This is a genomic window from Glycomyces halotolerans (assembly GCF_054779575.1).
Genome location: NZ_BAAGXZ010000028.1, coordinates 1 through 24,731 on the forward strand (window position 1 = coordinate 1; position 24,731 = coordinate 24,731).

Annotated in this window: 24 protein-coding genes; 12 read left to right on the forward strand and 12 right to left on the reverse strand. The window is 69.5% G+C overall.

The features are described 5' to 3' along the window. From ACYVL2_RS18050 to ACYVL2_RS18060, 3 genes are all read left to right on the forward strand, one after another. Positions 1–356, forward strand: a 356-nt coding sequence (locus tag ACYVL2_RS18050) for an RNA-guided endonuclease InsQ/TnpB family protein (RefSeq protein ID WP_460545904.1), incomplete at its 5' end; no start/stop codon positions are given. Between the two features lie 158 nt (positions 357–514). Then, complete coding sequence (locus ACYVL2_RS18055) at positions 515–589, forward strand: 50S ribosomal protein bL37 (protein WP_372451643.1); 75 nt, start codon at positions 515–517, stop codon at positions 587–589. Positions 590–662: 73 nt separating this feature from the next. Beyond that, a complete protein-coding gene (locus ACYVL2_RS18060; RefSeq protein ID WP_460545907.1) occupies positions 663–1,268 on the forward strand; it encodes a TetR/AcrR family transcriptional regulator in 606 nt (201 codons plus the stop codon). Between the two features lie 15 nt (positions 1,269–1,283). Here the strand turns inward: ACYVL2_RS18060 and rsrA are convergent, their stop codons facing one another. From rsrA to ACYVL2_RS18080, 4 genes are all read right to left on the reverse strand, one after another. Further along, complete coding sequence (rsrA, locus tag ACYVL2_RS18065; protein WP_460545909.1) at positions 1,284–1,583, reverse strand: anti-sigma factor RshA; 300 nt, start codon at positions 1,581–1,583, stop codon at positions 1,284–1,286. Further along, complete coding sequence (locus ACYVL2_RS18070) at positions 1,580–2,386, reverse strand: sigma-70 family RNA polymerase sigma factor (protein ID WP_460545912.1); 807 nt, start codon at positions 2,384–2,386, stop codon at positions 1,580–1,582. The genes rsrA and ACYVL2_RS18070 overlap by 4 nt, the downstream gene beginning before the upstream one ends. A gap of 374 nt (positions 2,387–2,760) precedes the next feature. Beyond that, entirely contained in the window at positions 2,761–3,111 is a 351-nt protein-coding gene (locus ACYVL2_RS18075; RefSeq protein ID WP_460545915.1) for a WhiB family transcriptional regulator, read from the reverse strand. A gap of 145 nt (positions 3,112–3,256) precedes the next feature. Continuing rightward, positions 3,257–3,964, reverse strand: coding sequence for an SOS response-associated peptidase (locus tag ACYVL2_RS18080; protein WP_460545918.1), 708 nt, complete (start codon positions 3,962–3,964; stop codon positions 3,257–3,259). Positions 3,965–4,029: 65 nt separating this feature from the next. Here ACYVL2_RS18080 and aroA point away from each other — a divergent pair, with 65 nt between their 5' ends. From aroA to hisN, 3 genes are read left to right on the forward strand one after another with little or no spacing between them, the layout of a single operon-like run. Continuing rightward, positions 4,030–5,337 carry a 3-phosphoshikimate 1-carboxyvinyltransferase gene (gene aroA, locus ACYVL2_RS18085; protein ID WP_460545921.1) on the forward strand — a complete coding sequence of 436 codons (1,308 nt, stop codon included), beginning with the start codon at positions 4,030–4,032 and terminating at the stop codon, positions 5,335–5,337. Between the two features lie 43 nt (positions 5,338–5,380). Next, on the forward strand, positions 5,381–6,373 hold the full coding sequence (gene rsgA, locus ACYVL2_RS18090; RefSeq protein ID WP_460545924.1) for a ribosome small subunit-dependent GTPase A: 993 nt from the start codon (positions 5,381–5,383) through the stop codon (positions 6,371–6,373). A 14-nt stretch (positions 6,374–6,387) separates the two neighbouring features. After that, positions 6,388–7,188, forward strand: a complete 801-nt coding sequence (gene hisN, locus ACYVL2_RS18095) for an FIG domain-containing protein (protein WP_460545927.1) — start codon at positions 6,388–6,390, stop codon at positions 7,186–7,188. Positions 7,189–7,193: 5 nt separating this feature from the next. On the opposite strand, the gene ACYVL2_RS18100 is transcribed toward hisN, so the two are convergent. After that, a complete protein-coding gene (locus tag ACYVL2_RS18100) occupies positions 7,194–8,159 on the reverse strand; it encodes an acetylxylan esterase (RefSeq protein ID WP_460545930.1) in 966 nt (321 codons plus the stop codon). Between the two features lie 380 nt (positions 8,160–8,539). On the opposite strand from ACYVL2_RS18100, the gene ACYVL2_RS18105 reads away from it, so the two are divergent. Then, positions 8,540–9,955 (forward strand): RICIN domain-containing protein, encoded by a 1,416-nt coding sequence (locus ACYVL2_RS18105; RefSeq protein WP_460545933.1) that lies wholly within the window; start codon positions 8,540–8,542, stop codon positions 9,953–9,955. Between the two features lie 51 nt (positions 9,956–10,006). On the opposite strand, the gene ACYVL2_RS18110 is transcribed toward ACYVL2_RS18105, so the two are convergent. The 6 genes from ACYVL2_RS18110 to gcvT all read right to left on the reverse strand — a co-directional run bounded on the left by ACYVL2_RS18110 (position 10,007) and on the right by gcvT (position 17,701). Beyond that, on the reverse strand, positions 10,007–11,122 hold the full coding sequence (locus ACYVL2_RS18110) for a Gfo/Idh/MocA family protein (protein WP_460545936.1): 1,116 nt from the start codon (positions 11,120–11,122) through the stop codon (positions 10,007–10,009). After that, positions 11,122–12,495 (reverse strand): mannitol dehydrogenase family protein, encoded by a 1,374-nt coding sequence (locus tag ACYVL2_RS18115; RefSeq protein WP_460545939.1) that lies wholly within the window; start codon positions 12,493–12,495, stop codon positions 11,122–11,124. Before ACYVL2_RS18115 ends, ACYVL2_RS18110 begins: the two co-directional genes overlap by 1 nt. After that, positions 12,480–13,778 carry an enolase-like domain-containing protein gene (locus ACYVL2_RS18120; protein WP_460545942.1) on the reverse strand — a complete coding sequence of 433 codons (1,299 nt, stop codon included), beginning with the start codon at positions 13,776–13,778 and terminating at the stop codon, positions 12,480–12,482. The genes ACYVL2_RS18115 and ACYVL2_RS18120 overlap by 16 nt, the downstream gene beginning before the upstream one ends. Beyond that, positions 13,779–15,212, reverse strand: a complete 1,434-nt coding sequence (uxaC, locus tag ACYVL2_RS18125) for a glucuronate isomerase (RefSeq protein WP_460545945.1) — start codon at positions 15,210–15,212, stop codon at positions 13,779–13,781. It lies immediately after the preceding gene. A gap of 8 nt (positions 15,213–15,220) precedes the next feature. Then, positions 15,221–16,531, reverse strand: a complete 1,311-nt coding sequence (locus ACYVL2_RS18130; RefSeq protein ID WP_460545948.1) for a Gfo/Idh/MocA family oxidoreductase — start codon at positions 16,529–16,531, stop codon at positions 15,221–15,223. Positions 16,532–16,609: 78 nt separating this feature from the next. Then, complete coding sequence (gene gcvT, locus ACYVL2_RS18135; protein WP_460545951.1) at positions 16,610–17,701, reverse strand: glycine cleavage system aminomethyltransferase GcvT; 1,092 nt, start codon at positions 17,699–17,701, stop codon at positions 16,610–16,612. A 74-nt stretch (positions 17,702–17,775) separates the two neighbouring features. Between gcvT and ACYVL2_RS18140 the strand changes: the two genes are divergently transcribed. Then, positions 17,776–19,230: a leucyl aminopeptidase family protein gene (locus tag ACYVL2_RS18140; protein ID WP_460545953.1), complete on the forward strand. Its 1,455-nt coding sequence runs from the start codon at positions 17,776–17,778 to the stop codon at positions 19,228–19,230. A 75-nt stretch (positions 19,231–19,305) separates the two neighbouring features. On the opposite strand, the gene ACYVL2_RS18145 is transcribed toward ACYVL2_RS18140, so the two are convergent. Then, the gene (locus ACYVL2_RS18145) at positions 19,306–19,638 is read right to left on the reverse strand and encodes an oxidoreductase (RefSeq protein ID WP_460545955.1); all 333 of its coding nucleotides are present in this window, start codon (positions 19,636–19,638) and stop codon (positions 19,306–19,308) included. 221 nt (positions 19,639–19,859) lie between these two features. Here ACYVL2_RS18145 and lpdA point away from each other — a divergent pair, with 221 nt between their 5' ends. The 4 genes from lpdA (at position 19,860) to ACYVL2_RS18165 (ending at position 24,701) form a co-directional block, all read left to right on the forward strand. After that, complete coding sequence (gene lpdA, locus ACYVL2_RS18150; protein ID WP_460545958.1) at positions 19,860–21,248, forward strand: dihydrolipoyl dehydrogenase; 1,389 nt, start codon at positions 19,860–19,862, stop codon at positions 21,246–21,248. A 36-nt stretch (positions 21,249–21,284) separates the two neighbouring features. Next, positions 21,285–23,030, forward strand: a complete 1,746-nt coding sequence (gene sucB, locus ACYVL2_RS18155) for a 2-oxo acid dehydrogenase subunit E2 (protein WP_460545960.1) — start codon at positions 21,285–21,287, stop codon at positions 23,028–23,030. Between the two features lie 170 nt (positions 23,031–23,200). Then, positions 23,201–23,632, forward strand: coding sequence for a hypothetical protein (locus ACYVL2_RS18160; protein ID WP_460545962.1), 432 nt, complete (start codon positions 23,201–23,203; stop codon positions 23,630–23,632). Between the two features lie 94 nt (positions 23,633–23,726). Then, positions 23,727–24,701 carry a phosphotransferase gene (locus tag ACYVL2_RS18165; protein ID WP_460545964.1) on the forward strand — a complete coding sequence of 325 codons (975 nt, stop codon included), beginning with the start codon at positions 23,727–23,729 and terminating at the stop codon, positions 24,699–24,701. Positions 24,702–24,731 lie beyond the last annotated feature (30 nt).

Consider the following 24,731-nt stretch of genomic DNA (forward strand, 5'->3'; position numbering starts at 1 on the left):
CCCGGCTGGTCAACGAGAACCAAGTGATCGCCGTGGAGGACCTGCACGTGCGCGGGATGCTCGCAGGTCACCGCCTGTCCCGCGCGATCGCGGACGCGGCCTGGACCGAGTTCCGCCGCATGCTCCAATACAAAGCCGAATGGGCAGGCCGGAGCGTGGTCGCGGTCGACCGGTTCCTGCCATCGTCCAAGACCTGCTCGGCGTGCGGGGCCATGAAAGACACGATGCCGCTGTCGCAGCGGGTCTTCGAGTGCGCCGCGTGCGGGCACACCGAGGACCGCGATGTGAACGCGGCCAAGAACATTCTGGCGGCCGGGCTGGCCGTCGCAGCCTGCCGAGACGGTGTAAGACACTGACACCCCCGGGTGTTGGCGCGACTGTCGACGAAACAGGAAACCCAGTCGGTGACGACTGGAATCCCCTCCCTTCAGGGAGGGGACGAAGTCAAAGTGACTCCCACGATGCGGGTACGGGTATGGTGGGTCCCTGCAAACCGACCGACCAAGGAGAAGCCATGGCCAAAGCCGCTCGCAAGCGCAAGGCGCGCAAAAAGAAGTCCGCGAACCACGGGAAGCGCCCGAACAGCTAGCGTCTTGCGGGGCGGGAACCGCCGCCCCGCGAACGCCGCTGGCCGGACCAGGTTGCGAACGAGACTTGCCCCTATGACCGAAGTGCCGCGCGAGTCGCGCGACAAGAACCAGCCGAGCACCCGCGAGCGGATCCAGCAGACCGCGATCGCACTGTTCAGCGAGCTCGGATACGAGCGCACGTCCCTGAGGGAGATCGCCGAGCGGCTCGGCGTCACCAAGGCCGCTCTCTACTACCACTTCAAGACCAAGGAAGACATCGCGGCCAGCTTCTTCGATTCGTACGCCGACGACGTCGACCGCATCTGCGAGTGGGGCGAGGCCCAGCCCCGGGGGATCGAGACCCGCCGCGAGCTCCTGCGCCGCTACGCCGAGGTGATCCGCGCCCATGTCCCGGTGCTGCGGTTCCAGCAGTACAACCAGGCCGCGCTGACGCGCCTGGACCGCGGCTCGATCTTCCGCCAGCGGCTCCTGCGGCTGCACGCGCTGCTGGCCGACGACGAGGACGAGCTGCTCCACCGGATGAGGGCCTGGGACGCGATCACCACGCTCTACAGCAACTGGATCACGTTCCCGAGAACCGTCGATTCGGACCAGGAGCTGCGGGACGCGTCGCTGACGATCTCGATCCGGCTCCTGGAGGCCAACGAGCGGGAGAAGAGCGAGCGGGCCGGCGGCTGAGGATCGCGGGCGCGCTCAGCGCTCGCGCTCGGCCACCTCGGTGAAGACGTCGCGGACCTGCTCGATGGCGCTCAGCTTGGCGCGCAGGCGCTCTTTGACCTCGTCCGGGGCCTTCTCCCGGCTGCAGCAGCGGTGGACGATGGTCCGCACCTCCTGCTCGATGCCGTACTCGGCCAGGCACGGCGAGCACTCGTCGAGGTGGCTCTTGATCACCGACCGGCGCACCTCGGAGCACTCGTTGTCGATGTAGAGGTACACCTCTTCGAGGACCTCGCGACAGTCGAGGTCCGGCTTGTCGAATTCCGAGCTGGTCACCGCTGTCCCTCCCGTGCGGTCGAAAGGCCACGGTCGGCCGCGTAGGCGCTGAGCATCTCGCGCAGCTGGCGGCGCCCCCGGTGGAGCCGCGACATGACCGTTCCGATCGGGGTCCCCATGATGTCGGCGATCTCCTTGTAGGAGAAGCCCTCGACGTCGGCGAGGTAGACCGTGAGCCGGAAGTCCTCGCCGAGGCTCTGGAGGGCCTCCTTGATGTCGGAGTCCGGCAGGCGGTCGAGCGCTTCCGCCTCGGCCGAGCGCAGCCCGGTCGGGCTGTGGGATTCGGCGTCGGCCAGCTGCCAGTCGGTGATCTCGTCGGTCGGCGAGGTCTGCGGCTGGCGCTTCTTCTTGCGGTAGGAGTTGATGTACGTGTTGGTGAGGATCCGGTACAGCCAGGCCTTGAGGTTGGTGCCCTCGCGGAACTGGTGGAACTTCGAGTAGGCCTTGAGGTAGGTCTCCTGGACCAGGTCCTCGGCGTCGGCCGAGTTGCGCGTCATGCGCAGGGCGGCGCCGTAGAGCTGGTCGAGCAGCGGCATCGCGTCGCGCTCGAAGCGCGCGCGCCGCTCATGGGTGGTCTCCTCGCCTGGCTCGGTCACCGTCTCCCTCTCGTCGAGAATCGCCTCCGAGCCTACGACAGCGGCTCCGGGTCCGACGGGGGAAATACGTCCGGCAGTGACGTGCTCGTCCTCGTTCTCAGGGGTCCATTCGGGTCCGCGCAGCAAAGCGGCCACGCGCTCGTCCTCGCCGGCGGCGTCGCCGGCCCGGGAGCTTCGCCGAGGGTCGGTCCGAACAGTCATCATCATGCGGATGCTCTCCTTCCGGGAGACTCGAACGGCACAACGCCGCCGGGCCCCGGTTCATTCCACGATCCCCGAGGAGTGGCCGTAGCGCCCGACACACCGGACTCCACGCACCCGGTGCGGGCGAAGCCCGTTCCCAACCGTGACCTTGTGGAGTGAATCCATAACTTTCGGTCGCGACGGTCGTTATGGTGGAGGGGCCCGCGAGGGTCCTTGATCGCGACGCATAGTCGGCGCGTGAACTCCCAGTACCTGCCCCGGGCCGGCGGAACTGACACCGCCGCCGGCTCGGGGAGGTTTCCCCGACCGGACGAAGAAGGCCGCGACTCCGGCATCCGGGCATCGCGGCCTCCGTATTCCGGTTTCCTTTCGACGGTTCAAGCCCCTATGGCCAGGGGATTGATGTCCTTCCATGCCTCGATCATCGCCCGGCGCTCCCGGGGCGCGGTGGCGCCCCAGATGCCGTGGCGGTCGCGTGCCTCCAGCGCCCGCACCAGGCAGGGCGTCCTGACGGGGCACGAAGCGCAGATCGCGAGCGCCTCGTCTACGGGCTCTCGAGGCTCGGGGAACATCACGTCCGGATCAGCGTCGGCGCAGTTGCCCTGGCGCAGCCAGTGGGCCGCGCTCATCCGGTATTCACCTTTGATCTCGTTGCGGTACTCGGCGGCGTCGAGCAGCCGGGGGTCCCTCCGGGCTCGAGCTACCTCGTCGTGGCGGATCCGCCGCATATCTGCCTCCCTTTGCCGTCCGCCGTCATGCCCCTCACACGGGCGTCGGACACGCTCGGAGGGGTCCTTGCGCACTCGACGGCGGCTTGTACACGAAAGAACGACGCTCCGGGGTACAGATACCGTTCGGCTGGAGTGATTGGTATCACAATCCAGGCAGGGCAGACGGACCTTCGGCGACATCGACCGGACGCACCAGCTCCGGCCCGTCGTTGCCGGTCCGCCCCACCGATCGACCGACCTTCCGGATCTCCAACTCCTCGATCAATCCGGCGTGCGGGCCGGCCAGCAGCTCGGCCTCGTCGGCGTCCTCTTCCCCCAGCCAGGCCGCGTACCGCTCCGGCGGCAGCACGTACGGCATCCGGTCGTGGACCTCGCCGATCGCCGCGCTCGCGGCCGGACAGGTGAGCACCGTGAAGCTCAACAGGCGCTCCTCACCCTGCCGCCGGCTCTCCCAGAGCCCCGCGAACACCACTCCGCCCGGGCGAGTGAAGTAATACGGCTGCTTGCCACCGCCGGGAAGCTTGCGCCACTCGTACCAGCCGTCTGCCGGAACCAGTGCCCGCCGCGCCGCGAACGGACGTCGGTAGGCCCGAGAAGTGGACACCGTCTCGATACGGGCGTTGAACATCCGCGCCCCGATCGACGGATCCGAGGCCCATGGCGGCACCAGCCCCCACCGGGCCGGCTCCGCCACGCGGTCGTCCCGGCTCGCAGAGCGCCGCACCATCGGGGCCGACGCCGTCGGCGCGATGTTCCAACTCGGCGTCCAAGCACCCGCGATGAGGTCGTCGGCGTCGAACAAGGCGGCCATATCGCCGCCGGACTTGCTGTTGGCGTACCTTCCGCACATGACTTCACGCTAGCGCCCGGCACCGACAGCCCGGACCGGAGCGAACGGAGCACTAGAATGGCGGCGTGACTGGAACCGCCGCACCGAAGCAACGCCGATGGACACCGCCTTACGCCGAGGCCGAACTCGACGCCGTGGTCCGCGTGCCCGGCTCGAAGTCGATGACCGCCCGGGCGCTGGTCCTCGCGAGCCTCGCCGGCGGGCCCTCCACGATCCGGCGTCCCCTCCGCTCGCGCGACACCCTCCTCATGGTCGACGCCCTGCGCTCACTCGGAGCCCGGATCGACACCGACGACCCCGAACGCTGGACCGTCGAACCCGGCCGGCCGCGCGGCGGCGCCGAGATCGACTGCGGCCTCGCCGGCACCGTCATGCGGTTCCTGCCGCCCGTCGCGGCGCTCGCCGACGGCCCGGTCGCCTTCGACGGCGACCCGCACGCCCGCAAACGCCCCAACGACGGCGTCATCAAAGCCCTGCGCGACCTCGGCGTCGAAGTCGACGACGGCGGTCGCGCCGCCCTGCCGTTCACCGTCGCCGCAGGCGGCCGCGTCGAAGGCGGCGAACTGACCGTCGACGCCTCCAAGACCTCACAGCTCGTCAGCGCCCTGCTCATGGCCGCGCCCCGGTTCGAGAACGGCCTGGACCTGCGCCACGTCGGCGACCGCCCCGTCCCCAGCCGCCCCTACCTCGACATGGTCGTCCAGATGCTCCGCCAGGCCGGCGCCGAGGTCGACGACTCCGAGGAGAACCGCTGGCGCGTCGCCCCCGGCGAACTGGCCGGTCGCGAATGGGACATCGAACCCGACCTGCAGAACGCCGCGCCGTTCCTGTGCGCCGCGGTCGCCGTCGGCGGCCGCGTCACCGTCCTCGACTGGCCGCACGAGACCACCCAGGCCGGCGACCGCATCCGGGACATCCTCGTCGAGCTCGGCTCCCGAGTCGAATGGACCCGCGGCGGCCTCACCGTCATCGGCGCCCCCTCCACTTTGACGGTCGACCTCGACCTGTCCGACGCCTCCGAGCTCACCCCCGCGCTGGCGGCCCTGTTCGGCATCAACCGCGGGCCCTCCTCGATCCGCGGCGTCGCCCACATCAGAGGCCACGAGACCGACCGCATCGCCGCGCTGGCGAAGGAGCTGACCAAACTCGGCGCCGAAGTGGTCGAATACGAGGACGGCCTGCGGATCTCCGGGCACGACACCCGCCCGATGACGTGGGAGACCTACGCCGACCACCGGATGGCCCACGCCGGCGCCCTCGTCGGCCTGGTGACCCCCGACTTCGAGCTCTCCGACGTCGCCTGCACCTCGAAGACCTGGCCCGAGTTCGCCACCGTGTGGGAGCGGGCGATCCGCGGCGGTGCGGCGTCGTGACCGGCGAGCGGGGCGCGCTCCCGCCCGAGGAGGCGAACGGCTGATGCCGTCCCGGGAGTACGACGAAGACGACGTGCGGGTGCGAGCCTCCCGTCGGTCCCGGCCCCGGACCAAGATCCGCCCCAAGCACGAGAACGCCACCGAAGGCATCGTCACCGCCGTCGACCGCGGCCGCTACACCTGCCGAGTGGAGGACACCTACGTCACCGCCATGAAGGCGCGCGAGCTCGGCCGCCAGTCGATCGTGGTCGGCGACCGCGCCGCCCTGGTCGGCGACCTCTCCGGCCGGCCCGGCACCCTCGCCCGCATCGTCCGCCTCGCCCCCCGCCACGGCGAACTGCGCCGCTCGGCCGACGACGAGAGCGCGACCGAGCGGGTCGTGGTCGCCAACGTCGACCAGCTCCTCATCGTCGGCAGCCTCGTCGACCCGCCACTGCGCTACGGCTTCGTCGACCGCTGCCTCGTGGCCGCCTACGACGCCGGCGTCAAGCCGGTGCTGTGCCTGACCAAGACCGACCTGGCCCCGGGGATGGTCGCCGAAGTCGAGTCGTACTACTCCCAGCTCGAACTGACCACCGTCACCACCGAGCCCGACGAACCGCTCGACCACCTGCTGGAACTCCTGGCCGGCAAGGAGAACGTCTTCTTCGGCCACTCCGGGGTCGGCAAGTCGACGCTGATCAACCGGCTCGTGCCCGGCGCCGGGCGCGCGGTCGGCGAGGTGCGTTCCATCGGCAAGGGCAGCCACACCTCCACCAGCACCGTCGCATTCGAACTGCCCGGCGGCGGCTGGGTCATCGACACCCCCGGGGTGCGCTCGTTCGGCCTGGCCCACGTCACCGCCGACTCGATCCTCAAGGCCTTCCCCGAACTCGAGGCCATCGCCGCCGACTGCCCGCGCGGCTGCACCCACACTCCCGAGATCGGCGACTGCGCCCTCGACGCCGAGATCGGCGAGGACGACCCCAGGGCCGGTCGCCTCGCCTCCTTCCGCCGCGTGCTCGCCTCGCTCTCGGAGTCCGACGGCAAGTACTGAGTAGGATGAGGCACATGTCCTCCTCTTCCGGTTACAACGACGACCTGGGCCTGGCGCACCTCCTCGCCGACAGCGCCTCCGGGATCGCCGTCGAGCGCTACCGCGCCGCGGACCTGCGCGTCTCCACCAAACCCGACATGACCGAGGTCTCCGACGCCGACACCACCATCGAGGAGGTCATCCGCTCGACCCTCTCCCGCGCCCGTCCTCGCGACGGCGTCTACGGCGAGGAGTTCGGCGACAATCCCGGCGCCTCGGGCCGCAAGTGGGTCATCGACCCGATCGACGCCACCCGCAACTTCGTCCGCGGAGTACCGATCTGGGCCACGCTCATCGCCCTGTTCGACCGCGGCGAACCGGTCGTCGGCGTCGTCAGCGCCCCGTCGCTCGGCAGGCGCTGGTGGGCCATGAAGGACGCCGGGGCCTTCGCCGGGCGCGACCAGCGCTCGGGAAAGAAGATCCACGTCTCGCAGGTCCCCAAGCTCGCCGACGCCTCGGTGAGCATCTCCTCGATCACCGGCTGGACCAAGGTCGACCGCCAGGGCGCGATGCTCGGCCTGCTCCACGAGGTCTGGCGCGAACGCGGCTTCGGCGACTTCTACTCCTACTGCCTGCTCGCCGAGGGCGCGGTCGACATCGCCGCCGAGCCCGAGGTCGCCCTGTGGGACCTGGCCCCGCTGGCGCTCATCGTCGAAGAGGCCGGCGGGACCTTCACCGACTTGAAAGGCCGCCCCGGGCCGGACGGCGGCTCCGCGCTGGCGACGAACGGCCTGCTCCACGAGGAGGCGCTCGAACGTCTCCGGATCCGCTCCTGAGCGGCTTACTTGTCGGCGAGGAACTTCAGGTGCTCGCCGCGCTGGTGTACGCCGCCGCCTTCGTGCTTGTTCCAACGCCACACGGTGATGCGCTTCTCGCCCTGCCGGCGGTTGTAGGCGGCGAAGACGGTCGAGGGCGGGCAGATGTCGTCCATGAGCCCGACCGAGTAGAGCGCCGGCGAGGCGCCGCGCGCGGCGAAGTGGACGCCGTCGAAGTACGACAGGGTCTTGAAGACCTCCTCTTCCCGCATGCGCTGGCCGGCGAGGAACTCGACCAGCTCCTGGTACGGGAAGCCGTCGGTTATCTCGACGGCGCGGCGGAAGTGCGTCAGGAACGGCACGTCGACGATCGCGCCGGCCAGGTCGTCGCGCAGGCCGCCGACGGCCTGGGAGATGCCGCCGCCCTGACTGCCGCCGGCGACGACGACGCGGTCGGCGTCGATCGCCTCGTGGCCCTTGGCGACGTCGACGGCGCGGTAGGCGTCGGTGAAGACCCGCCGGTAGTAGTAGTGCTCGGGCGACTCGACGCCCTGGGTCATCCAGCCTCCGCGGGTCGGGCCGGTGCCGCCGTACGGGTCGCCGGTGTCGCCGGGCTGCCAGTTGCCGTAGCCCTGGCCGCGCGTGTCCATCACCAGGTGCGCCCAGCCGGCGGCCGGGTACATGGTGTGGGCCCACGGCACTGAGCGGCCGCCGGAGTAGCCGATGTACTCGACCACGCACGGCAGCGGCCGGGCGACGCCCTTCGGCAGGACCAGCCAGCCCTTGATGGGGTGTCCGGCGAAACCGGCGAAGGCGAGGTCGAAGACCTCCACCGTCGTCAGACCCGCGTCCACCGGCTCGAGCCGGACGTCGAGGTCGTGGGCGGCCGCTTCGCTGAGGGTCTGCTTCCAGAACTGGTCGAAGTCGGCCGGTTCGGGGACCTCGGGCCGGTACTCGCGGAGCTGTTCAAGGGGAAGGTCGAAAAGTGCCATAGCGTGTTTTTAGCACGGCTGTCATCAGAAAGCCACATCCGTAAACACTGGCAAGTGATTGCCATCGTACTGTCGTACGCATTCAGGCGCCTCGCCGCAAGGCCGGTCCCAGGAGCATGTCGCTGCCCCGCCAGTCTCGTTGCTTCATCGGTGCCACAGATTTCGGGCGAAAGGTTGCAAACGCTATCTTGTTAGCGCTACCATATTTCCTATATCGAGGTCTCTAAATATATTGATGACTTCGGTCCCCGTCCGACACGGACGGGACGCGGAAGGAGCCGACTCCGGCCCCGGCACCCCGGGAGGAATGCGCCTTTCGCTCGAAAACGGCAATCGATGCAAGCGATTGCACTCCCTCTCACCGAAAGGATCGCGACCACATGGAGAACCTCTTCAGTGGCAAGTACTCACGGCGCCGCTTCTGGAAGGTCGCCGGACTCACCGCGGCCGTACCGGCGGCGGCCTCGGCCGGCCTGCTCGTCTCCAGTCCGGCCCGGGCCTTCGAGGTCGGCACCTGGTACCTCCTCGAGTCCCGCCACTCCGGCCTGGTGCTCGACATCCTCGACCAGTCCACCGAACCCGGCGCCGAACTCGTCCAGTACAACAACGTCGGCACCCAGAACCAGCAGTTCCGCTTCGTCGACGCCGGCGGCGGCTACTACCGGGTCCAGGCCCGCCACTCCGGGCACGTCCTCGACGTCTACGACTGGAACGCCGACAACGGCGCGACCATCGCGCAGTGGAACGATCTCAACGGCACCAACCAGCAGTGGTCGATCAGCCAGGACGGCGACTACGTCTCGTTCGTCAACCGCTTCTCCGGCAAAGCCCTCGACGTCTGGGAATGGTCGACCGAACCGGCCAGCCGCATCTCGCAGTACGACCCGACCGGAGCCGTCAACCAGCAGTGGCGCCTGATCCCGGCCGGATCCGGCGACGACAACCCCGGCACCCCCGGCGGCCTGGTCGGCTGGGCGACGCAGAACGGCGGCACCACCGGCGGCGGCAACGCCTCGCCGGTCACCGTCTCCTCGGCCTCGGCCCTGGTCTCGGCGATCAGCGGCGACTCCCCCAAGGTCGTGCGGGTCAGCGGCTCGATCAACCTCTCGGGCATGAACGACGTCGGCTCCAACACCACGATCATCGGCAACTCCGGCGCCAGGATCACCGGCGGCGGCTTCGACGTCGACGGCGTGCACAACGTCATCATCCAGAACCTCACGTTCGACGACTGGGACGACGACGCCATCAACGTCCAGCAGGGCTCGACCAACGTCTGGATCGACCACAACACCTTCGGCGTCGGCTACGACGGCTCGTGCGACATCAAACGCGAGTCGGACTTCGTGACCGTCTCGTGGAACCGGTTCAACGGCAGCCAGAAGAACATGCTGCTGGGGCACTCCGACGGCCACACCGCCGACCGGGGCCACCTGCGCGTGAGCTACCACCACAACTACTTCAACGGCACCAACTCGCGCAACCCGCGGGTCCGCTTCGGCGAGCCGGTCCACGTGTTCAACAACTACTACCGGAACGTCGGATCCTACGGCGTCGCCACCACGATGGACGCCGGAGTGATCTTCGAGGGCAACTACATCGAGAACACCGACACCCCGGTGGAGATCGGCTACGGGTCCTCGGACCCCGGCCGCATCGTCTCTCGGAACAACCACCTGGTGAACTCGCCGACGCCGCCGTCGAGCGGCTCGGTCCAGGGAGTGCCCTACAGCTACTCCCTCGACACCCCGTCGCAGATCAACTCCATTGTGAGCAACGGCGCGGGCGCGAGCTAGTCGCCTCGATCGGAGACCGGGGCCGCCGGGACCACCGGCGGCCCCGGTTCCCTAAGCCCAGTCCAGGTCCAGCTCGCTGAAGAGCCGACCCTGCCTGCCGGCCGCCTCGACCGCGTCGTCGGCGCCTTCCAGAATCGTCACCGGGTCGTCCCCGACGCGCCGCAAGTGGACGTCGTCGACCAGAGGCGGCACCGGATCGTTCAAGACCCGCTCCAGCACGCCGGTGAAGGTCTTGGCGCGACGCAGCCCGCTGATGAGCCCGACGCCCCGCTGGCGGTGCAGCATCAGGTTGTCCAGCAGGCCGGTGCGACCGTACTGCTTCGGCTCGTCGTCACCGGGCAGCCTGAGCCGGTCGGTCGTGTACTCCAGCCACGCCTCGCCCTCGGTGCCCCGGACGTAGATGTCGCCTTCGAGCTTCCGCTCGCCGCACAGCGTCACCGCCACGGTGACGCTCACCCCGCCCTTGTTGGTGCCACGCCACACGGCGGTGTCGTCGACCTCGATCCCCTCGCGGCAGCGCAGCCGCTCCAGCTCGATCTCGCCATCCAGCGGCCAGTCCCCCGCGATCGCCAGCGCCTGCTGCGTGGCGTGCGCGAACGGGTTGGCCAGGGCGCCGTCGGCGACGAGGTTGCCGTTCATCTCGCGCTTGCCGGCCCAGGGCGAGCGCCGGTAGTAGGAGTCGGGCCGCTGCCAGGAGCCGGCGACGCCGACGGACTGGAGCCGCCCGAGCCGTCCGGACTCCATGGCGTCGCGCAGGGCGTTGAACGCGTGGGAGCCGAGGGCTTGAAAGCCGACTTGGACGGCTCGGCCGGTCTCGGTCATGACCTCGTAGAGGGCCCGGTACTCCTCGAGGGAGGCGACCGGGGGTTTCTCGAGGTAGACGTCGCAGCCGTGGCGCATGGCGTCGGAGGCGAACGGGAGGTGGGTCGGCGGCGGGGTGGCGATGATGACGATGTGCGGGTCGGTCGCTTCGAGCATCTGCCGGTAGTCGTCGAAGACCGGGACGTCGCCGATGGGCGCCTCGGGCAGGTCGGCGATCGTGGCGGTGTCGCAGAGTCCGACCAGTTCCACCTTGCCTTCCCTGCGCCGCGGTTCGAGGTTGCGTCGGTGGTGGATGCCGTAGCCGTTCGCGCCGATGAGGGCGATGCGCGGGATGCGAAGGTCCATTAGAGGTTCTCCAGGGTCGGGGCCACTCCGTACCGGTCCAGGTCGGCCAGCCATGCGGTGGCGGCGAGTCGCAGCTCGTGGTCGGCCGCGACCGGTTCGGGAACGATCTGCCGGATCCCGAGGATAGCGTCCACCTGTGCGGCGGGCCCGTGCCCGGCCGCGTCGAGGCTCTGCTTCAGGACGGGCGCGAGCGGATCGTCGAGGGGCAGCTCGGTGCCGTCGTCGGCGTGTCCGGCGCAGAAGCGTATCCACGCGGCCAGCGGCAGGGCGATGAGTTCCCTCGCCCGGCCGGTCTCGGCGATGTCGGCGACGGTGGCGAAGAGCCGCTGCGGCAGCTTCTGGCTGCCGTCCATGGCGATCTGGAGGCAGCGGTGCCGGATGCCGGGGTTGGCGAACCGTTCGAGGACGCTGTGGCCGTAGTCGACGACGTCCTGCCCGTCGGGGGGCGTCATGCTCGGTGCGATCTGCTCGGCGATGAGGCGTTCGGCGAAGCGCCGCGCCCCCGGCAGTGCCATCGCCTCGCTGATGGTCTCGGCTCCGGCGAGGGCGCCGAGGTAGGCGAGGGTGGAGTGGACGCCGTTGAGGGTGCGCAGTTTGAGGCGCTCCCAGCCGGCGACGTCGTCGGTGAAGGTGGCGTCCCAGTCGGGGCGCGGTCCGGCGAAGTCGTCTTCGATGACCCATTGGGTGAACGGCTCGGCCTCGACCGCGGCCCGGTCGGCGACGCCGAGGACCCGTTCGGCGCGGTCGTAGGTGTCCGGGGTCGAGGCGGGGACGATCCGGTCGACCATGGTGGACGGGAAGGTGACGTTGCCTTCGGCCCAGGCGCGGGTGTCAGGGTCCAGAAGCGGCTGGACGGCCGCTCTGGTGGTGGCGCCGTTGTCGGGCAGGTTGTCGCAGCACAGGATGGTGACCGGGCGGCCGGCTCGCCGGGCTCGGCGTGCGAGGCCGGCGGCGAGGAGGCCTGGGACGCCTTCGGGGTCCTTGTAGGCCTTCTCGGTGACGGTGAGGGTGACGAGGTCGATCTCGTCGGAGGCGATGAGGTCGAGCGCGCGCTCGGTCTCGGTGGCCAGGTGGAGGGTGTCGACGATCGATCCGACGACGCGCAGTTCGGCGCCGTCGGGTCCGAGGGTCGCCACCGAGTAGAGGCCGTCCTGTGCGGCGAGCGCGTCGATGACGCCGCGCGAATTGGGGGCCGCCACGATGATGCCCCAGTCGGTGTCGTCGGTGTAGACGGCCTGGTGGGCCCGGTGGAAGGCGCCGGCGCCGATGTGGAGTATCCGGGCCCGGTCGGGGCGGGTGCCCGGGACGCGGACGTCGCCGGGCACCAGCTTCAGGGTCTCGTCGTTCAGTGCGGGTGTCAGTTGCTCAGCCATGCGGGTCCGTCTGGGAAGCGGTATCGGGCGATCGATTCGTCCTTCAGTGTGACCGAGTATCCCGGCTGGGTCGGCAGCCGGTAGCGGCCGTCGACGACGGTCACCGGATCGGTGTAGTGCTCGTGCAGGTGGTCGACGTATTCGATCATGCGGCCTTCGAGGGTCTTGCCTACGCGAAGGTACTCGAACATGCCGAGGTGCTGCACGTACTCGCACAGGCCGACGCCGCCGGAATGGGGGCAGACTTCGACGCCGTGCTTGGCGGCCATGAGGAGGGTGGCGATCACTTCGGGGATCCCGCCGACGCGGCAGGCGTCGATCTGGCAGACGCGGATGGCGTCGGCCTGGAGGAGCTGTTTGAAGATGACGCGGTTGGCGGCGACTTCGCCGGTGGCGACGCGGATGGGGTCGACGGCGCGGGCGATCTTGGCGTGGCCGAGGATGTCGTCGGGGTGGGTGGGCTCCTCGATCCAGTACGGGTCGAAGGCCGCCAGCCGCTTCATGTTCTCGATCGCCTCGGGGACCGACCAGATTTGGTTGGCGTCCATCATCAGCAGGCGGTCGGGGCCGAGGACGTCGCGGATGATGCCGGCGCGGCGCACGTCGTCGGCGACGTCGGGGGAGCCGACCTTCATCTTGGCGGCGGTCCAGCCGTCGGCGACGGCCTGCTCGGTCAGGGCGCGGACCTTGTCGTCGGAATAGCCGAGCCAGCCGACCGAGGTGGTGTAGGCGGGGAAGCCGTCGCTCTTGAGCGTCTGGAGGCGGTCCTCGTAGCCGTCGCGGCCGGCGTCGAGGATCGCTTCGGCCTCGGCCGGGGTGAGTTCGTCGACGATGTGCCGGTAGTCGATCTGGGCGGCCAGTTCGGCGGAGTCCATCTCGGCGAGCAGCTGCCACATCGGTTTGCCCTCGAGTTTGGCGCGCAGGTCCCAGACGGCGTTGACGATGGCGCCGACGGCCATGTGGACCGCGCCCTTCTCGGGTCCGAGCCAGCGGATCTGGGGCTCTTGGACGATCGAGCGCCAGAATTCGACCGGATCGGCGAAGATCCCTTCGACGGTCTTGCCGACCACGAGGTGGGCGTAGGCCTTGACGGCGGCGGCGCAGATCTCGTTGCCGCGTCCGCCGGTGAAGGTGAAGCCGGTGCCGGTCGGGCCGCCGTCGGTGAACAGCTCGACGTAGCAGGCCGAGTAGTCGGCGCGGTTGATCGAGTCGGAGCCGTCGGCGTCCGCCGCGGTCGGGAAGCGGACGTCGTGGACTTCGAGTCGTTCGATCTTGGTCGACATTTACATTTCCAATCCGTAGATTCTGCGCGGCAGATTGTAGGCGAGGTCGACCGCGACTTCGGCCGCTTCTTCTTCGGTCATGCGATGCTCGGCGACCAGGCGGGCCAGGAACGAGGCGTCGATGCGGCGGGCCAGGTCGTGTCGGGCGGGGATGGAGCAGAACGCCCGGGTGTCGTCGACGAAGCCGGCGGTGTTGTAGAACCCGGCGGTCTCGTGGACGGCTTCGCGGAAGCGGCGCATCCCTTCGGGGGAGTCGAGGAACCACCACGGCGCGCCGATGAACACCGACGAGTAGCCGCCGGCGAGCGGGGCCAGTTCGCGGCTGAAGGAGGTCTCGTCGAGGGTGTAGACGACCATGCGGAAGCGCGGGTCGTTGCCGAAGGCGTCGAGCAGGGGCTTGAGGCCGTCGGTGTACGTGGTGTGGTTGGGGATGTCGCCGCCGACGTCGCGGCCCCAGCCTTCGTAGAGCCACTTGTTGTGGTTGCGCCGCGAGCCCGGGTGCAGCTGCATGACCAGGCCGTCGTCGACGCTCATGCGCGCGAACTCGGTGAGCATGAGCATCGGGAAGCGCAGTGTCTCGATCTCGTCCGCTTCGCCGTTGAGCGCCTTGGCGAAGATCTCGGCGGCCCGCTTCGGGTCGTCCTCGGTGCGTGGGGTCAGGTTCCCGTGGTCGGAGCAGGTGGCGCCGGCGGCGATGAAGTCCTGGCGGCGGGCGCGCAGGGCTTCGAGGAAGCCGTCGAAGGTGGCGGTGTCGATTCCGGTGATCGCGCCGAGTTTCGCGACCCGTTCCTTCCAGCCCGGCCAGTCGGGTTCGACGAGGTTGTCGGGCCTGAAGGTGGTGACGACCTTGCCGCCGGGGCCGCCCCATCGGCGGCCGTCGCCGGCGTCCATGCCTTCGAGGGCGGCGTGGGCGTCGAGGTCGTCGACCGGGGTCTCGGTGGTGGCCAGCACCTCGATGTTGAATCGGTCGAACAGGGCCCGCGGCCGGTAGGCGGGTTCGACGAGCCGGGCCGAGATGTGGTCGTAGAACTCGTCGGCGGTCTGGGCGTTCAGCGGCTGGTAGATGCCGAAGACCTCGGCGAAGGTGTAGTCGAGCCACAGCTTCGAGGGCGTGCCGCGGAAGAGGTGGTAGTTCTCGGCGAACCGCCGCCAGATGGTGCGGCCGTCGGTCTCCGAGGGCGTGCCGTCCGCCGAGGTGACGCCGAGCTGGTCGGGCGTGTAGCCCTGGCTGTAGAGCATCCGGGTCAGGTAGTGGTCGGGCACCACGAACAGGCGCGCCGGGTCCGGGAACGGCTCGTTCTCCGACATCAGGCGCGGGTCGACGTGCCCGTGCGGGCTGACCAGCGGCAGGTCGCAGGTCCGCTTGTGGATTTCGCGTGCGACGGCGCGGGTGCGCTCGTCGGCGGGGAAGAGCCGGTCGGGGTGCAGCGTCACGGGTGCTCCTATTGCTTGATGAGGTCGGCGACTGCAACCGGTTGCCCGGTTGCGATGGAAACGTTCGATGCCAGGCCGGCGGCCAGCGCGTTGACCCCGTCCCGGGCGGTGGCCGAGCGGTCGTGCGGGTCGGATGCGCCGTCGAAGAGGACCGCCAGCATGCGCTCGTCGCCGCCGCCGTGGCCTTTGCGCTGGTAGTCGCCGACGTCGATCTTGCTGGGCTTGGTCCAGAACGGGTGGAGGGTCAGTTCGTACCAGCCTTCCTCGGCGGCCTCGTGGGTGCCGTGGACGGAGGCGCCGTTCGGGCCTTTGAGGGACGGGTTGACGTGGTCGTTCTCCACTACGAGCAGTTCGAGGCGGCCTTGGGTGCCGTTGAAGTGGACCCGGTAGCCCTCCCAGGGCGAGTAGGCGGTGAGCCGGTAGGACAGCGTCACGCCCGATTCGTAGTCGACCAGGGCCATCATGTCGTCGTAGATGGTCGTGCCGGGCGCGAAGACGTTCTGGTCGCGCAGGTAGCCGTCTTCGGTCTCGGCGTCGAGGTAGAGGTCCTTGAGCTGGGGGTTCTCGTCGAGGTGGAGCGCGAAGGGGTCGTCGGACGCGCGGGCGGCGCCGGTGGCGCGGTCGTATCCGCGGTCGTGTCCGGTCCGTTGTCCGTTTTCGCCGTAAAACGCCAGCCGACCTTTGGCAAACGCTTGTATCGGCGCGGAATCGAGCCACCAGTTGACCAGGTCGAAGTGGTGGCCGGATTTGTGCACCAGCAGGCCGCCGGACTTGTCGGCGAGGCGGTGCCAGCGGCGGAAGTAGTCGGCGCCGTGGCGGGTGTCGAGCAGCCAGTCGAAGCCCACGGAGACGATCTCGCCGATGGCGCCGTCGCGGAGCAGGTCGGCGACCTTCTCGTGGAGCGGGTTGTAGCGGTAGTTGAAGGTGACGGTGACCGTGCCGCCGGACCGCTCCTCGGCCTCGAGGATCGCCGCGGCGTGCTCGGCGGTGGTGGTCAGCGGCTTCTCGCAGATGACGTCGAGGTCGCGGGCGAGGGCAGCGAGGATGTACTCGTGGTGGTAAGCGTCGACACAGGTCACGATGACCGTCTCGGGCCGGGTCTCGTCGAGCAGCTTCTCGAAGTCGGCCGCGTCGTAGCGGGCGGGCTCGGGCACGCCCGCGGCGGCGACGGCCTCGGCGTGGACACCCATGCGGTGCCGGTTGGTGTCCGCCAATGCGACCAGTCGCGCCTTGTCGGACCGCTCGGTGATGGCGTTGACGAACATCGTGGCGCGGGCCCCGGTGCCGACGAGTGCATAGCGATGCGGCGTGCCTGACATGTGACTCCTTCGTCTGCAAGGTTCTGGTAAACGCTATCGAAGAAGTCTCCCGGAGACAAGACCGGAGTCCCCTCGGCCCTATTTCGGTGCGGCTTTCACAAAGGGCGGCTTGACGACGCGCACCCCGAGCCGACGACCTCGCACGTCCAGCTGCAGCTCGGTCCCCGGCCGGTACTCCGCGTCCAACAGTCCCAGCGCCACGCCGTGCTTGAGCGACGGCCCGAAGGTCCCCGAGGTCGTCTCGCCGACCCGCCGGTCGCCGTCGAGCACGGCCATGCGGGCCCGCGGCACGCCCTTCCCGGTGGCCTCGAGGCCCCACAGGCGTCGCTTCGGCCCGGCCTCGCGCTCGGCTACGAGCGCGGTCTTGCCCCAGAAGTCGGGCTTGTCCCAGCCGACCGCCCAGTTCAAGCGCGCCTGGACCGGGGTGATGTCGCGGCCGAGGTCCTGCCCGTGGAGCGGATAGCCCATCTCCAGGCGCAGCGTGTCGCGCGCGCCGAGACCGCACGGGCGCGCCCCGGCCACCAGCATCCCGTCCCACAGGTCCCCCGCGGCCTCGGCGGGCACGACCAGCTCGAAGCCGGTCTCGCCGGTGTAGCCCGAGCGGCAGACGATGATGGCCGCGCCGTCGACGATGCGCTCTTCGAAGCTCATGAAGTCGTGCTCGTGCGGCAGCCCGAGGTACTCGAGGATCCGCGGCGACTCCGGTCCCTGGACGGCCAGGACCGCCAGCGACCGGTGGGCGTTTCGGATCTCGACGCCGGGCGGGGCCGCCTCCTCCAGGCGGCGGGCGACCTCGGCGGCGTTGGCGGCGTTGGGGATCAGCAGAATCTCATCGTCCGAGAGCCGGTAGGCGATGAGGTCGTCGACGACACCGCCGTCGGGGTCGCAGCAGAGCGTGTACTGGGCGCCGCCGGACCCGATCCGGTCGAGGTCGTTCGTCAGGCACCGGTTGACCAGCGCCGCCGCTCCGCTCCCGGCGACCCACACCTTGCCCAGGTGCGAGACGTCGAAGACCCCCACGGAGGTGCGCACCGCACCGTGCTCGGCCAGGACGCCGCCGGCGTAGTGCAGCGGCATCTCCCAGCCCGCGAACGGCGCGAACTTCGCCCCCTGCTCGAGATGGCGGGGGTGCAGCGGCGAGACCAGAGGTGACGATGCAGGCTCAGACATGGCTAAGACACTATCGCGCGAATCCCACACCGTAGGATCGGTCCGTTTGGACTCGCACCGTGTAAGGACGAAACATGACTGACCTGCTCACCGCCTCCGGCGACATCGCCGCCGCGAAGGCCGACGTCATCGTCGTCGGCGTGCACGCCGGCGAGGAGGCCGCCGCCATTCCCGCCAGTGCGGCCGGGGTCGACGCCGCGTTCGGCGGCCGCCTCGGCGAGGCCCTGGCGGCCTTCGACAACACCGGCAAGCCCGCCGCGCTGACGCGACTGCCCGCACCCGAGGGGCTCGAGGCGAAACTGGTGTTCGTCGTCGGGCTGGGACCGGCCGATGAACTCGACGACGAGAAGCTCCGCCGCGCCGCCGGCACGGCCGTCCGCTCCGCCTTCGGGCACCGGAGCCTCGCCATAGCCTTCGAAGGCGACCCCGAGGCCACCGCCACCGGCGCGGCCCTGGGCGCGTACCGGTTCGCGGACTTCAAGAGCGAGGACTCCGGCGACGCCCCGCCCGAGACCATCGCCGTCTACGGCGCGGACCGGGCCGCCGTCGAGAAGGCCGCGATCCTCGCCGAAGGCGTGGCCCTCACCAAGACCTGGGTCAACACTCCGGCGAACCTGCTGCGGCCGCCGACGTTCGCCGCCGAGATCGAGCGCGAGGCCGCCGCCGCCGGACTCGAGGTCGAGACCCTCGATGTGGACTCGCTCACCGAAGGCGGCTACGGCGGCGTCCTGGCCGTCGGCGGCGGCTCGACGGCCGAGCCGCGGCTGGTGCGCCTGTCGTACCGGCCCGAGGGCGCGGACAAGCACGTCGCGCTGGTCGGCAAAGGCATCACCTTCGACACCGGCGGCATCTCGATCAAGCCCTCGGCGGGCATGTGGAACATGAAGACCGACATGGCCGGCGCCGCGGCCGTGGTCGGGGCCACGATCGCCGCCGCCAAGCTGCGGCTGCCGGTGGCGGTCACCTGCACGGTGGCGCTGGCGGAGAACATGCCGTCGGGCTCGTCGTACCGCCCCTCCGATGTGGTCACCGCTCGCAACGGCAAGACCATCGAGGTGCTCAACACCGACGCCGAGGGCCGCATGGTCCTGGCCGACGCGCTGTCGCGGGCCGCCGAGGACGAGCCGGACGCCATCTACGACGTGGCCACGCTCACCGGCGGCCAGATCCTCGCGCTCGGCCAGCGCACCTTCGGGCTGATGGGCACCGACCAGGAGACCGAGCGGGTCGCGCGGGTCGCCGACTCGGTCGGCGAGGCCGGCTGGCCGATGCCGTTCCCCGAGGACGTGGTCGCGCTCATGGACTCCTCGATCGCCGACGTCTCGCAGTGCGCGAGCGGCTTGAAGCGGGACGCGCACATGATCCAGGGCGGGATCTTCCTGTCGAAGTTCGTGCCCGAGGAGACGCCGTGGGCCCACATCGACATCGCCGGTCCGGCCGAGAGCGACTCGGCTTACGGGTACATCGCCAAGGGCGCGACCGGCGTTCCTGTGCGGACCCTGGTGGCCCTCATCGAGGACCACGCCTGATGCGGGGCGCCGCACCGTCCTTCACGACCACGTGGCGGGACGGTGCGGCGAAATTTGTGCAACCGTTATCAAACGCTAGGAGCGGCGCTGCCGCTCCAGCTTCCGACGCTGGTCGTAATCGCGCTTGCGCTGCGGATACCCCGTCTTGGCGACCTCGTACACCGGGATGCTGTGCTTGCGTCCCAAAGCGAAGGCCCCCGCCGGTCCGTCGACCCGCCGACGCGTCCACTCCCCGTCGTGCGCGATGAGCATGACCGTCGTCTGCGTGACGTTCGTGCGGGGCTCGATGTAAGCCTCGACACCGGTCCGGGACTTGATGAAATCGACGAGATGCCGCTGGTCTGCGTTGTCGGAGGCGCGGTCCAACGTGCCTTCGCTCTTCTTCTTCCTGCGTCCAAACCAGCCCACGGCAGCTCCTTCCGCACCATTGAGGTGTCGACTATCAAGCGTACACACGCCCGGAACGAGCTGTGTTCCGCCGCACATGGCCGGGACTTCCTGGAGGAGGCACCAGGGGGTCTAATGGTGTTGCACACTCCAATCCATCGGGTCTAGTCGACCACGGGCCGCGTCCGGTGGAAGGATGGAGCGCGTACTCAAACCATCGTTTAGTGGGAGAGCGGAGACCAATGAGCGACCCGAACGCAGGATACGACGTAGTGATCCTGGGTGGCGGCAGCGGCGGCTACGCCAGCGCATTCCGCGCGGCGGAGCTGGGCCTGTCCGTGGCCCTGATCGAGAAGGACAAGGTCGGGGGTACCTGCCTGCATCGCGGTTGCATCCCCACGAAGGCTCTGCTCCACGCCGGCGAGGTCGCCGACACCGCCCGCGACGCCGGGCAGTTCGGCGTCCTGGCCGAGCTCAAGGGCGTCGACATCGCGGCGGTCAACAAGTACAAGGACGGCGTCGTCGCCAAGATGTACAAGGGCCTCCAGGGCCTGTTCAAAGCCAACAAGATCGAGCTCATCGAAGGCACCGGCAAGCTCGTCGCCCCTGGCACCGTCGAGGTCGACGGCGGCAAGCGCGTCACCGGCAAGAACATCGTCCTGGCGACCGGCTCCTACTCCAAGACCCTCCCGGGCCTGGAGATCGACGGCGAGCGGATCATCACCTCCGAGCACGCCCTCGAGCTGACCGAACTGCCGAACAAGGCCATCGTCATCGGCGGCGGCGTCATCGGCGCCGAGTTCGCCTCCGCCTGGAAGTCCCTGGGCGTCGAAGTCGAGATCGTCGAAGGCCTGCCCCGACTCATCGCCGCCGAGGACGCCGACTCCTCCAAGATGCTCGAGCGGGCCTTCCGCAAGCGCGGCATCAAGTTCCACACCGGCAAGTTCTTCGAGAAGGTCGAGCGGACCGACTCGGGCGTCCAGGTCACCATCCAGGGCGGCACCGTCATCGACGGCGACCTCGTGCTCGTGGCCGTCGGCCGCGGCCCGGTCACCGAAGGCTGCGGCTACGACGAGCAGGGCGTGCAGATGGAGCGCGGCTTCGTGCTCACCAACGAGCACCTCCAGACCAACGTCCCCGGGATCTACGCCGTCGGCGACATCGTCCCCGGCGTCCAGCTCGCCCACCGCGGTTTCCTGCAGGGCATCTTCGTCGCCGAGCACATCGCCGGCCTCGACCCGACCCCGATCGACGAGACCGGCATCCCGCGCGTCACCTTCACCGAGCCCGAGGTCGCCTCCATGGGCCTCAACGAGGACGTCGCGAAAGAGCGGTACGGGGCCGACAAGATCAAGACGATCAACTACAACCTGGGCGGCAACGGCAAGTCCAACATTCTCAAGACCCAGGGCTTCATCAAGCTCGTGGCCGTCGAGGACGGCCCGATCGTCGGCATCCACATGGTCGGCACCCGCATCTCCGAGCAGATCGGCGAGGCCGAGCTGATCTACAACTGGGAGGGCTACGCCTCGGACGTCGCGCAGCTCATCCACATGCACCCGACGCAGAACGAGGCGATCGGCGAAGCGGCCATGGCGCTGGCCGGCAAGCCGCTGCACGTCCACGACTAGGTCTCACGACAGCCAAGACAGGAGCTGAACAGAACGATGTCGACATCGGTAACGATGCCCGCCCTCGGTGAGTCGGTCACCGAGGGAACCGTGACACAGTGGCTGAAGAAGGAAGGCGACACCGTCGAGGTCGACGAGCCCCTTCTGGAGGTCTCGACCGACAAGGTGGACACCGAGGTGCCCTCGCCGGTCGCCGGCGTGGTGCTCAAGATCGTGGCCCCGGAGGACTCCGAGGTCGAGATCGGCGGCGAGCTGGCCATCATCGGCGACCCGTCCGAGACCAGCGAGACTCCCGCCGAGCCGACTCCGGCCCCGGCGGCCGAGCCCGCCGAGGAGCCCGCCTCCGAACCGGAGCGGCCGGCGGCCGAACCGCCGGCCGCCGAGCAGTCCGCCCCGGCGCAGCAGCCCTCCGACGCTTCGGCCGGCTCCAGCGAAGGCACCGAAGTGGTCCTCCCCGAGCTCGGCGAGTCGGTGACCGAGGGGACGGTCACCGCCTGGCTGAAGTCCGTCGGCGACAACGTCGAGGTCGACGAGCCGCTGCTGGAGATCTCGACCGACAAGGTCGACACCGAGATCCCCTCGCCGGCCGCCGGCACGCTGCTGGACATCAAGATCGGTGAGGACGAGACCGCCGAGGTCGGTTCGGTGCTGGCGATCATCGGCAGCGGCACCGCCGCACCGGCGGCCACGCCGAAGCCGAAGCCGTCCGCGGAACCGCGCGCCGAGGAGACCCCGGCCGAGGCCGCCGAGAAGCCGACGCCCGAGCCCGAGGCGCCGGCGAGCGCCCCACCGCAGGTCGCGCCGCAGGCGACGCCGACGCCGACCCCCTCCGAAGCGCCGACCAAGCCCGGCAGCTCGTACGTGACGCCGCTGGTGCGCAAACTCGCCTCGGAGAACGACGTCAACCTCGACGAGGTCACCGGCACCGGCGTCGGCGGCCGCATCCGCAAGCAGGACGTGCAGAACGTCATCGAGCAGCGGATGGCCTCCAAGCCCACCGCCGCTCCCGAAGCCGAGGCCGCACCGGCAGCACCGGCAGCTCCGGTCGAGGTCAGCCCGCTGCGCGGCCGCACCGAGAAGCTGAGCCGCCTGCGCCAGACCGCGGCCAAGGCCCTGCACGAGTCGATGACCACGATGGCCCAGCTCACCACGGTGCGCGAGGTCGACGTGACCAAGGTGGCCAAGCTGCGCGCGGCCAAGAAGGACGAGTTCCTCGACCGCCACGGCGTGAAGCTCTCCTTCCTGCCGTTCTTCTCGGTCGCCGCCATCGAGGCCCTCCAGCAGTACCCGATCATCAACGCCTCCATGAACCTGGAGGAGAAGACGGTCACCTACCCGGCCGCCGAGAACGTCGCGTTCGCGGTGGACACGCCGAAGGGCCTGCTCACTCCGGTCGTCAAGAACGCCGGCGACCTGAACCTCCCGGGTCTGGCCAAGCGGATCGCCGAGGTCGCCGACAAGGCGCGCAACGGCGGCCTCTCGCCCGACGACCTGTACGGCGGGACGTTCACCATCACCAACACCGGCTCGGTGGGCGCGCTGTTCGACACGCCGATCGTGCCGCTGGGCCAGTCGGCGATCCTCGGCACCGCCGCGATCGTCAAGCGCCCGCGCGTGGTCAACGACCCGGACCTCGGCGAGGTCGTCGCGGTGCGTTCGGTCATGCACCTGACGCTGAGCTACGACCACCGCCTCATCGACGGCGCCGACGCCGCCCGCTACCTGGCGGCGGTGACCAAGCGCATCGAAGAGGGCAACTTCGAGCACCAGCTGGGCCTGTAGGCCGAAGCGAGCGTTCACGCGGGCGCGGCGGGCGATGCCCGCCGCGCCCCGCCGTCGTACCCGGACCACGGCTCCCCGACCGCGTCCACCTTCCCGTAACCTTGATCCACTTGTCCTCGTTGTACCTGCAACCCACCTTTTGTGACCCCACGCGGAAGTTAGGAACTCGAATGGCAATCGAGTACAACGAGATTCTCGCGATGCTGATGGAAATCCGCCCCGAACTCGCCACCGACCTCTACAACTGGAGCGACGGCCCCGACTTGCCCGCCTACGACGAGATCACCGTGGGCCGCCACTGCCTGAGCCCACCGGAGGGCTCCGAATCGCTAAGAGTCTGCGCGCTCGCGACCTACTCCAAGGGCGACGAGCGCGTCTTCGCGATCCTCTTCGACGCCGTGGTGGACCCCGACCCTGACCAGGCCGAGGCCTGGCTGCGGTTCATCACCGACGCGAACCGGGCCCTGAGCTGCATGGTGGCCTTCGTGGTCCTGTGCCGCGACACGCGGACGGCCCGGTGGGCGCTGGCGCGCAGCACGATCGGAGACATTGGAAATTATGTTCTGCCCGTGGTGATTCCATCTTTGCTCGCGAGCGCCTAGAATAGATCCGGCCCCGCCGCCGACCCCACCACGGCGGCGAGGGCCGCTTTTTTATCGCATTGCCTCGCCTCGGCCCGGCGGCGACACTGGGCCCATGTCCCGATTCGGTCCCCCGGTCCCGTACGACGCCACCGCGATTCGCCCCGACTACACGTCCCTGCCGGCGCCGGTGCGTGAACGCATCGCGGCCGAAATCGGCGGGGATCCGGTCGAGATCCGGCCGGCCGGAGGGGGGTTCACCGGCGGCTTCGCCGCCCGGCTCCGCTCGGAAGCGGGGATCGAGCGTTTCGTCAAGGCCGCCGGACCCGATCTGCCGTTCGTGGTGGACGCGTACCGGCGCGAGGCGCGCTTCAACGGCGCACTGCCCGCCGAGGTGCCAACACCGGAGCTGCGCTTCGTCGCCACAGTGGAGGACTGGACCGTCCTCGGCAGCGAGGCGGTGCCCGGCAGGGCCGTGAAGTTGCCGCTCGCGCCCGCGGAACTGGACCGGCTCCTCAACGCGTGGGCTGAGGCCTCCGAGGTCCTGTCTCCCGTTCCGGACGCGCTGCGAGAGCACCTCGAGCCGATGCCGGTGGACTTCCTGCGCAACTTCACCGCTGTCGCGGGCGGGCAGGCCGACCCGTTTCCGGTGCCGGAGAGTCTGCACGGCCGCTTGGACGATCTCGTGGAGCTCGAGTCGCTGCTGGAGGCGGCTCTGACGGCCGATGCCGTGGCGCACGGGGACCTGCGGCCGGACAACATGATCGTCGGCTCGGACCGTGCCTGGATCTGCGACTGGGAGGGGCTGCTGGCCGCTCCGTGGTTCGACACCTTGGGATTCCTCATCGTCGCGCACGGGGACGGGCACGACGCCGAGAGCCGCTTCTGGAAGCATCCGACCGCGTCCGGCGTCGCCGACGAGCAGCTCGACTCGGCGCTGGCGGCCTTCGCGAGTTACTACCTATCGAAGTGCGTCGAGCCGCCGCCCGAGAGGGTCTCGCCGCACCTCCGGCGGCACCAGCGGTGGAACGGCCTGGCCGCCGCCGACTGGCTCGCGGCTCGGCGCGGATGGAAGCTGACCACATTATAAGAAACAACTCCCACAAAATGAGAACTGCTC

Bases quoted from the DNA above. Each gene is read 5' to 3' on its own strand.
- ACYVL2_RS18060 (WP_460545907.1), top strand. From the start codon at position 663: ATGACCGAAGTGCCGCGCGAGTCGCGCGACAAGAACCAGCCGAGCACC.
- ACYVL2_RS18070 (WP_460545912.1), bottom strand. From the start codon at position 2,386: ATGATGATGACTGTTCGGACCGACCCTCGGCGAAGCTCCCGGGCCGGC.
- ACYVL2_RS18075 (WP_460545915.1), bottom strand. From the start codon at position 3,111: ATGCGGCGGATCCGCCACGACGAGGTAGCTCGAGCCCGGAGGGACCCC.
- ACYVL2_RS18080 (WP_460545918.1), bottom strand. From the start codon at position 3,964: ATGTGCGGAAGGTACGCCAACAGCAAGTCCGGCGGCGATATGGCCGCC.
- rsgA (WP_460545924.1), top strand. From the start codon at position 5,381: ATGCCGTCCCGGGAGTACGACGAAGACGACGTGCGGGTGCGAGCCTCC.
- hisN (WP_460545927.1), top strand. From the start codon at position 6,388: ATGTCCTCCTCTTCCGGTTACAACGACGACCTGGGCCTGGCGCACCTC.
- ACYVL2_RS18100 (WP_460545930.1), bottom strand. From the start codon at position 8,159: ATGGCACTTTTCGACCTTCCCCTTGAACAGCTCCGCGAGTACCGGCCC.
- ACYVL2_RS18105 (WP_460545933.1), top strand. From the start codon at position 8,540: ATGGAGAACCTCTTCAGTGGCAAGTACTCACGGCGCCGCTTCTGGAAG.
- ACYVL2_RS18110 (WP_460545936.1), bottom strand. From the start codon at position 11,122: ATGGACCTTCGCATCCCGCGCATCGCCCTCATCGGCGCGAACGGCTAC.
- ACYVL2_RS18115 (WP_460545939.1), bottom strand. From the start codon at position 12,495: ATGGCTGAGCAACTGACACCCGCACTGAACGACGAGACCCTGAAGCTG.
- ACYVL2_RS18120 (WP_460545942.1), bottom strand. From the start codon at position 13,778: ATGTCGACCAAGATCGAACGACTCGAAGTCCACGACGTCCGCTTCCCG.
- ACYVL2_RS18130 (WP_460545948.1), bottom strand. From the start codon at position 16,531: ATGTCAGGCACGCCGCATCGCTATGCACTCGTCGGCACCGGGGCCCGC.
- gcvT (WP_460545951.1), bottom strand. From the start codon at position 17,701: ATGTCTGAGCCTGCATCGTCACCTCTGGTCTCGCCGCTGCACCCCCGC.
- ACYVL2_RS18140 (WP_460545953.1), top strand. From the start codon at position 17,776: ATGACTGACCTGCTCACCGCCTCCGGCGACATCGCCGCCGCGAAGGCC.
- lpdA (WP_460545958.1), top strand. From the start codon at position 19,860: ATGAGCGACCCGAACGCAGGATACGACGTAGTGATCCTGGGTGGCGGC.
- sucB (WP_460545960.1), top strand. From the start codon at position 21,285: ATGTCGACATCGGTAACGATGCCCGCCCTCGGTGAGTCGGTCACCGAG.
- ACYVL2_RS18160 (WP_460545962.1), top strand. From the start codon at position 23,201: ATGGCAATCGAGTACAACGAGATTCTCGCGATGCTGATGGAAATCCGC.
- ACYVL2_RS18165 (WP_460545964.1), top strand. From the start codon at position 23,727: ATGTCCCGATTCGGTCCCCCGGTCCCGTACGACGCCACCGCGATTCGC.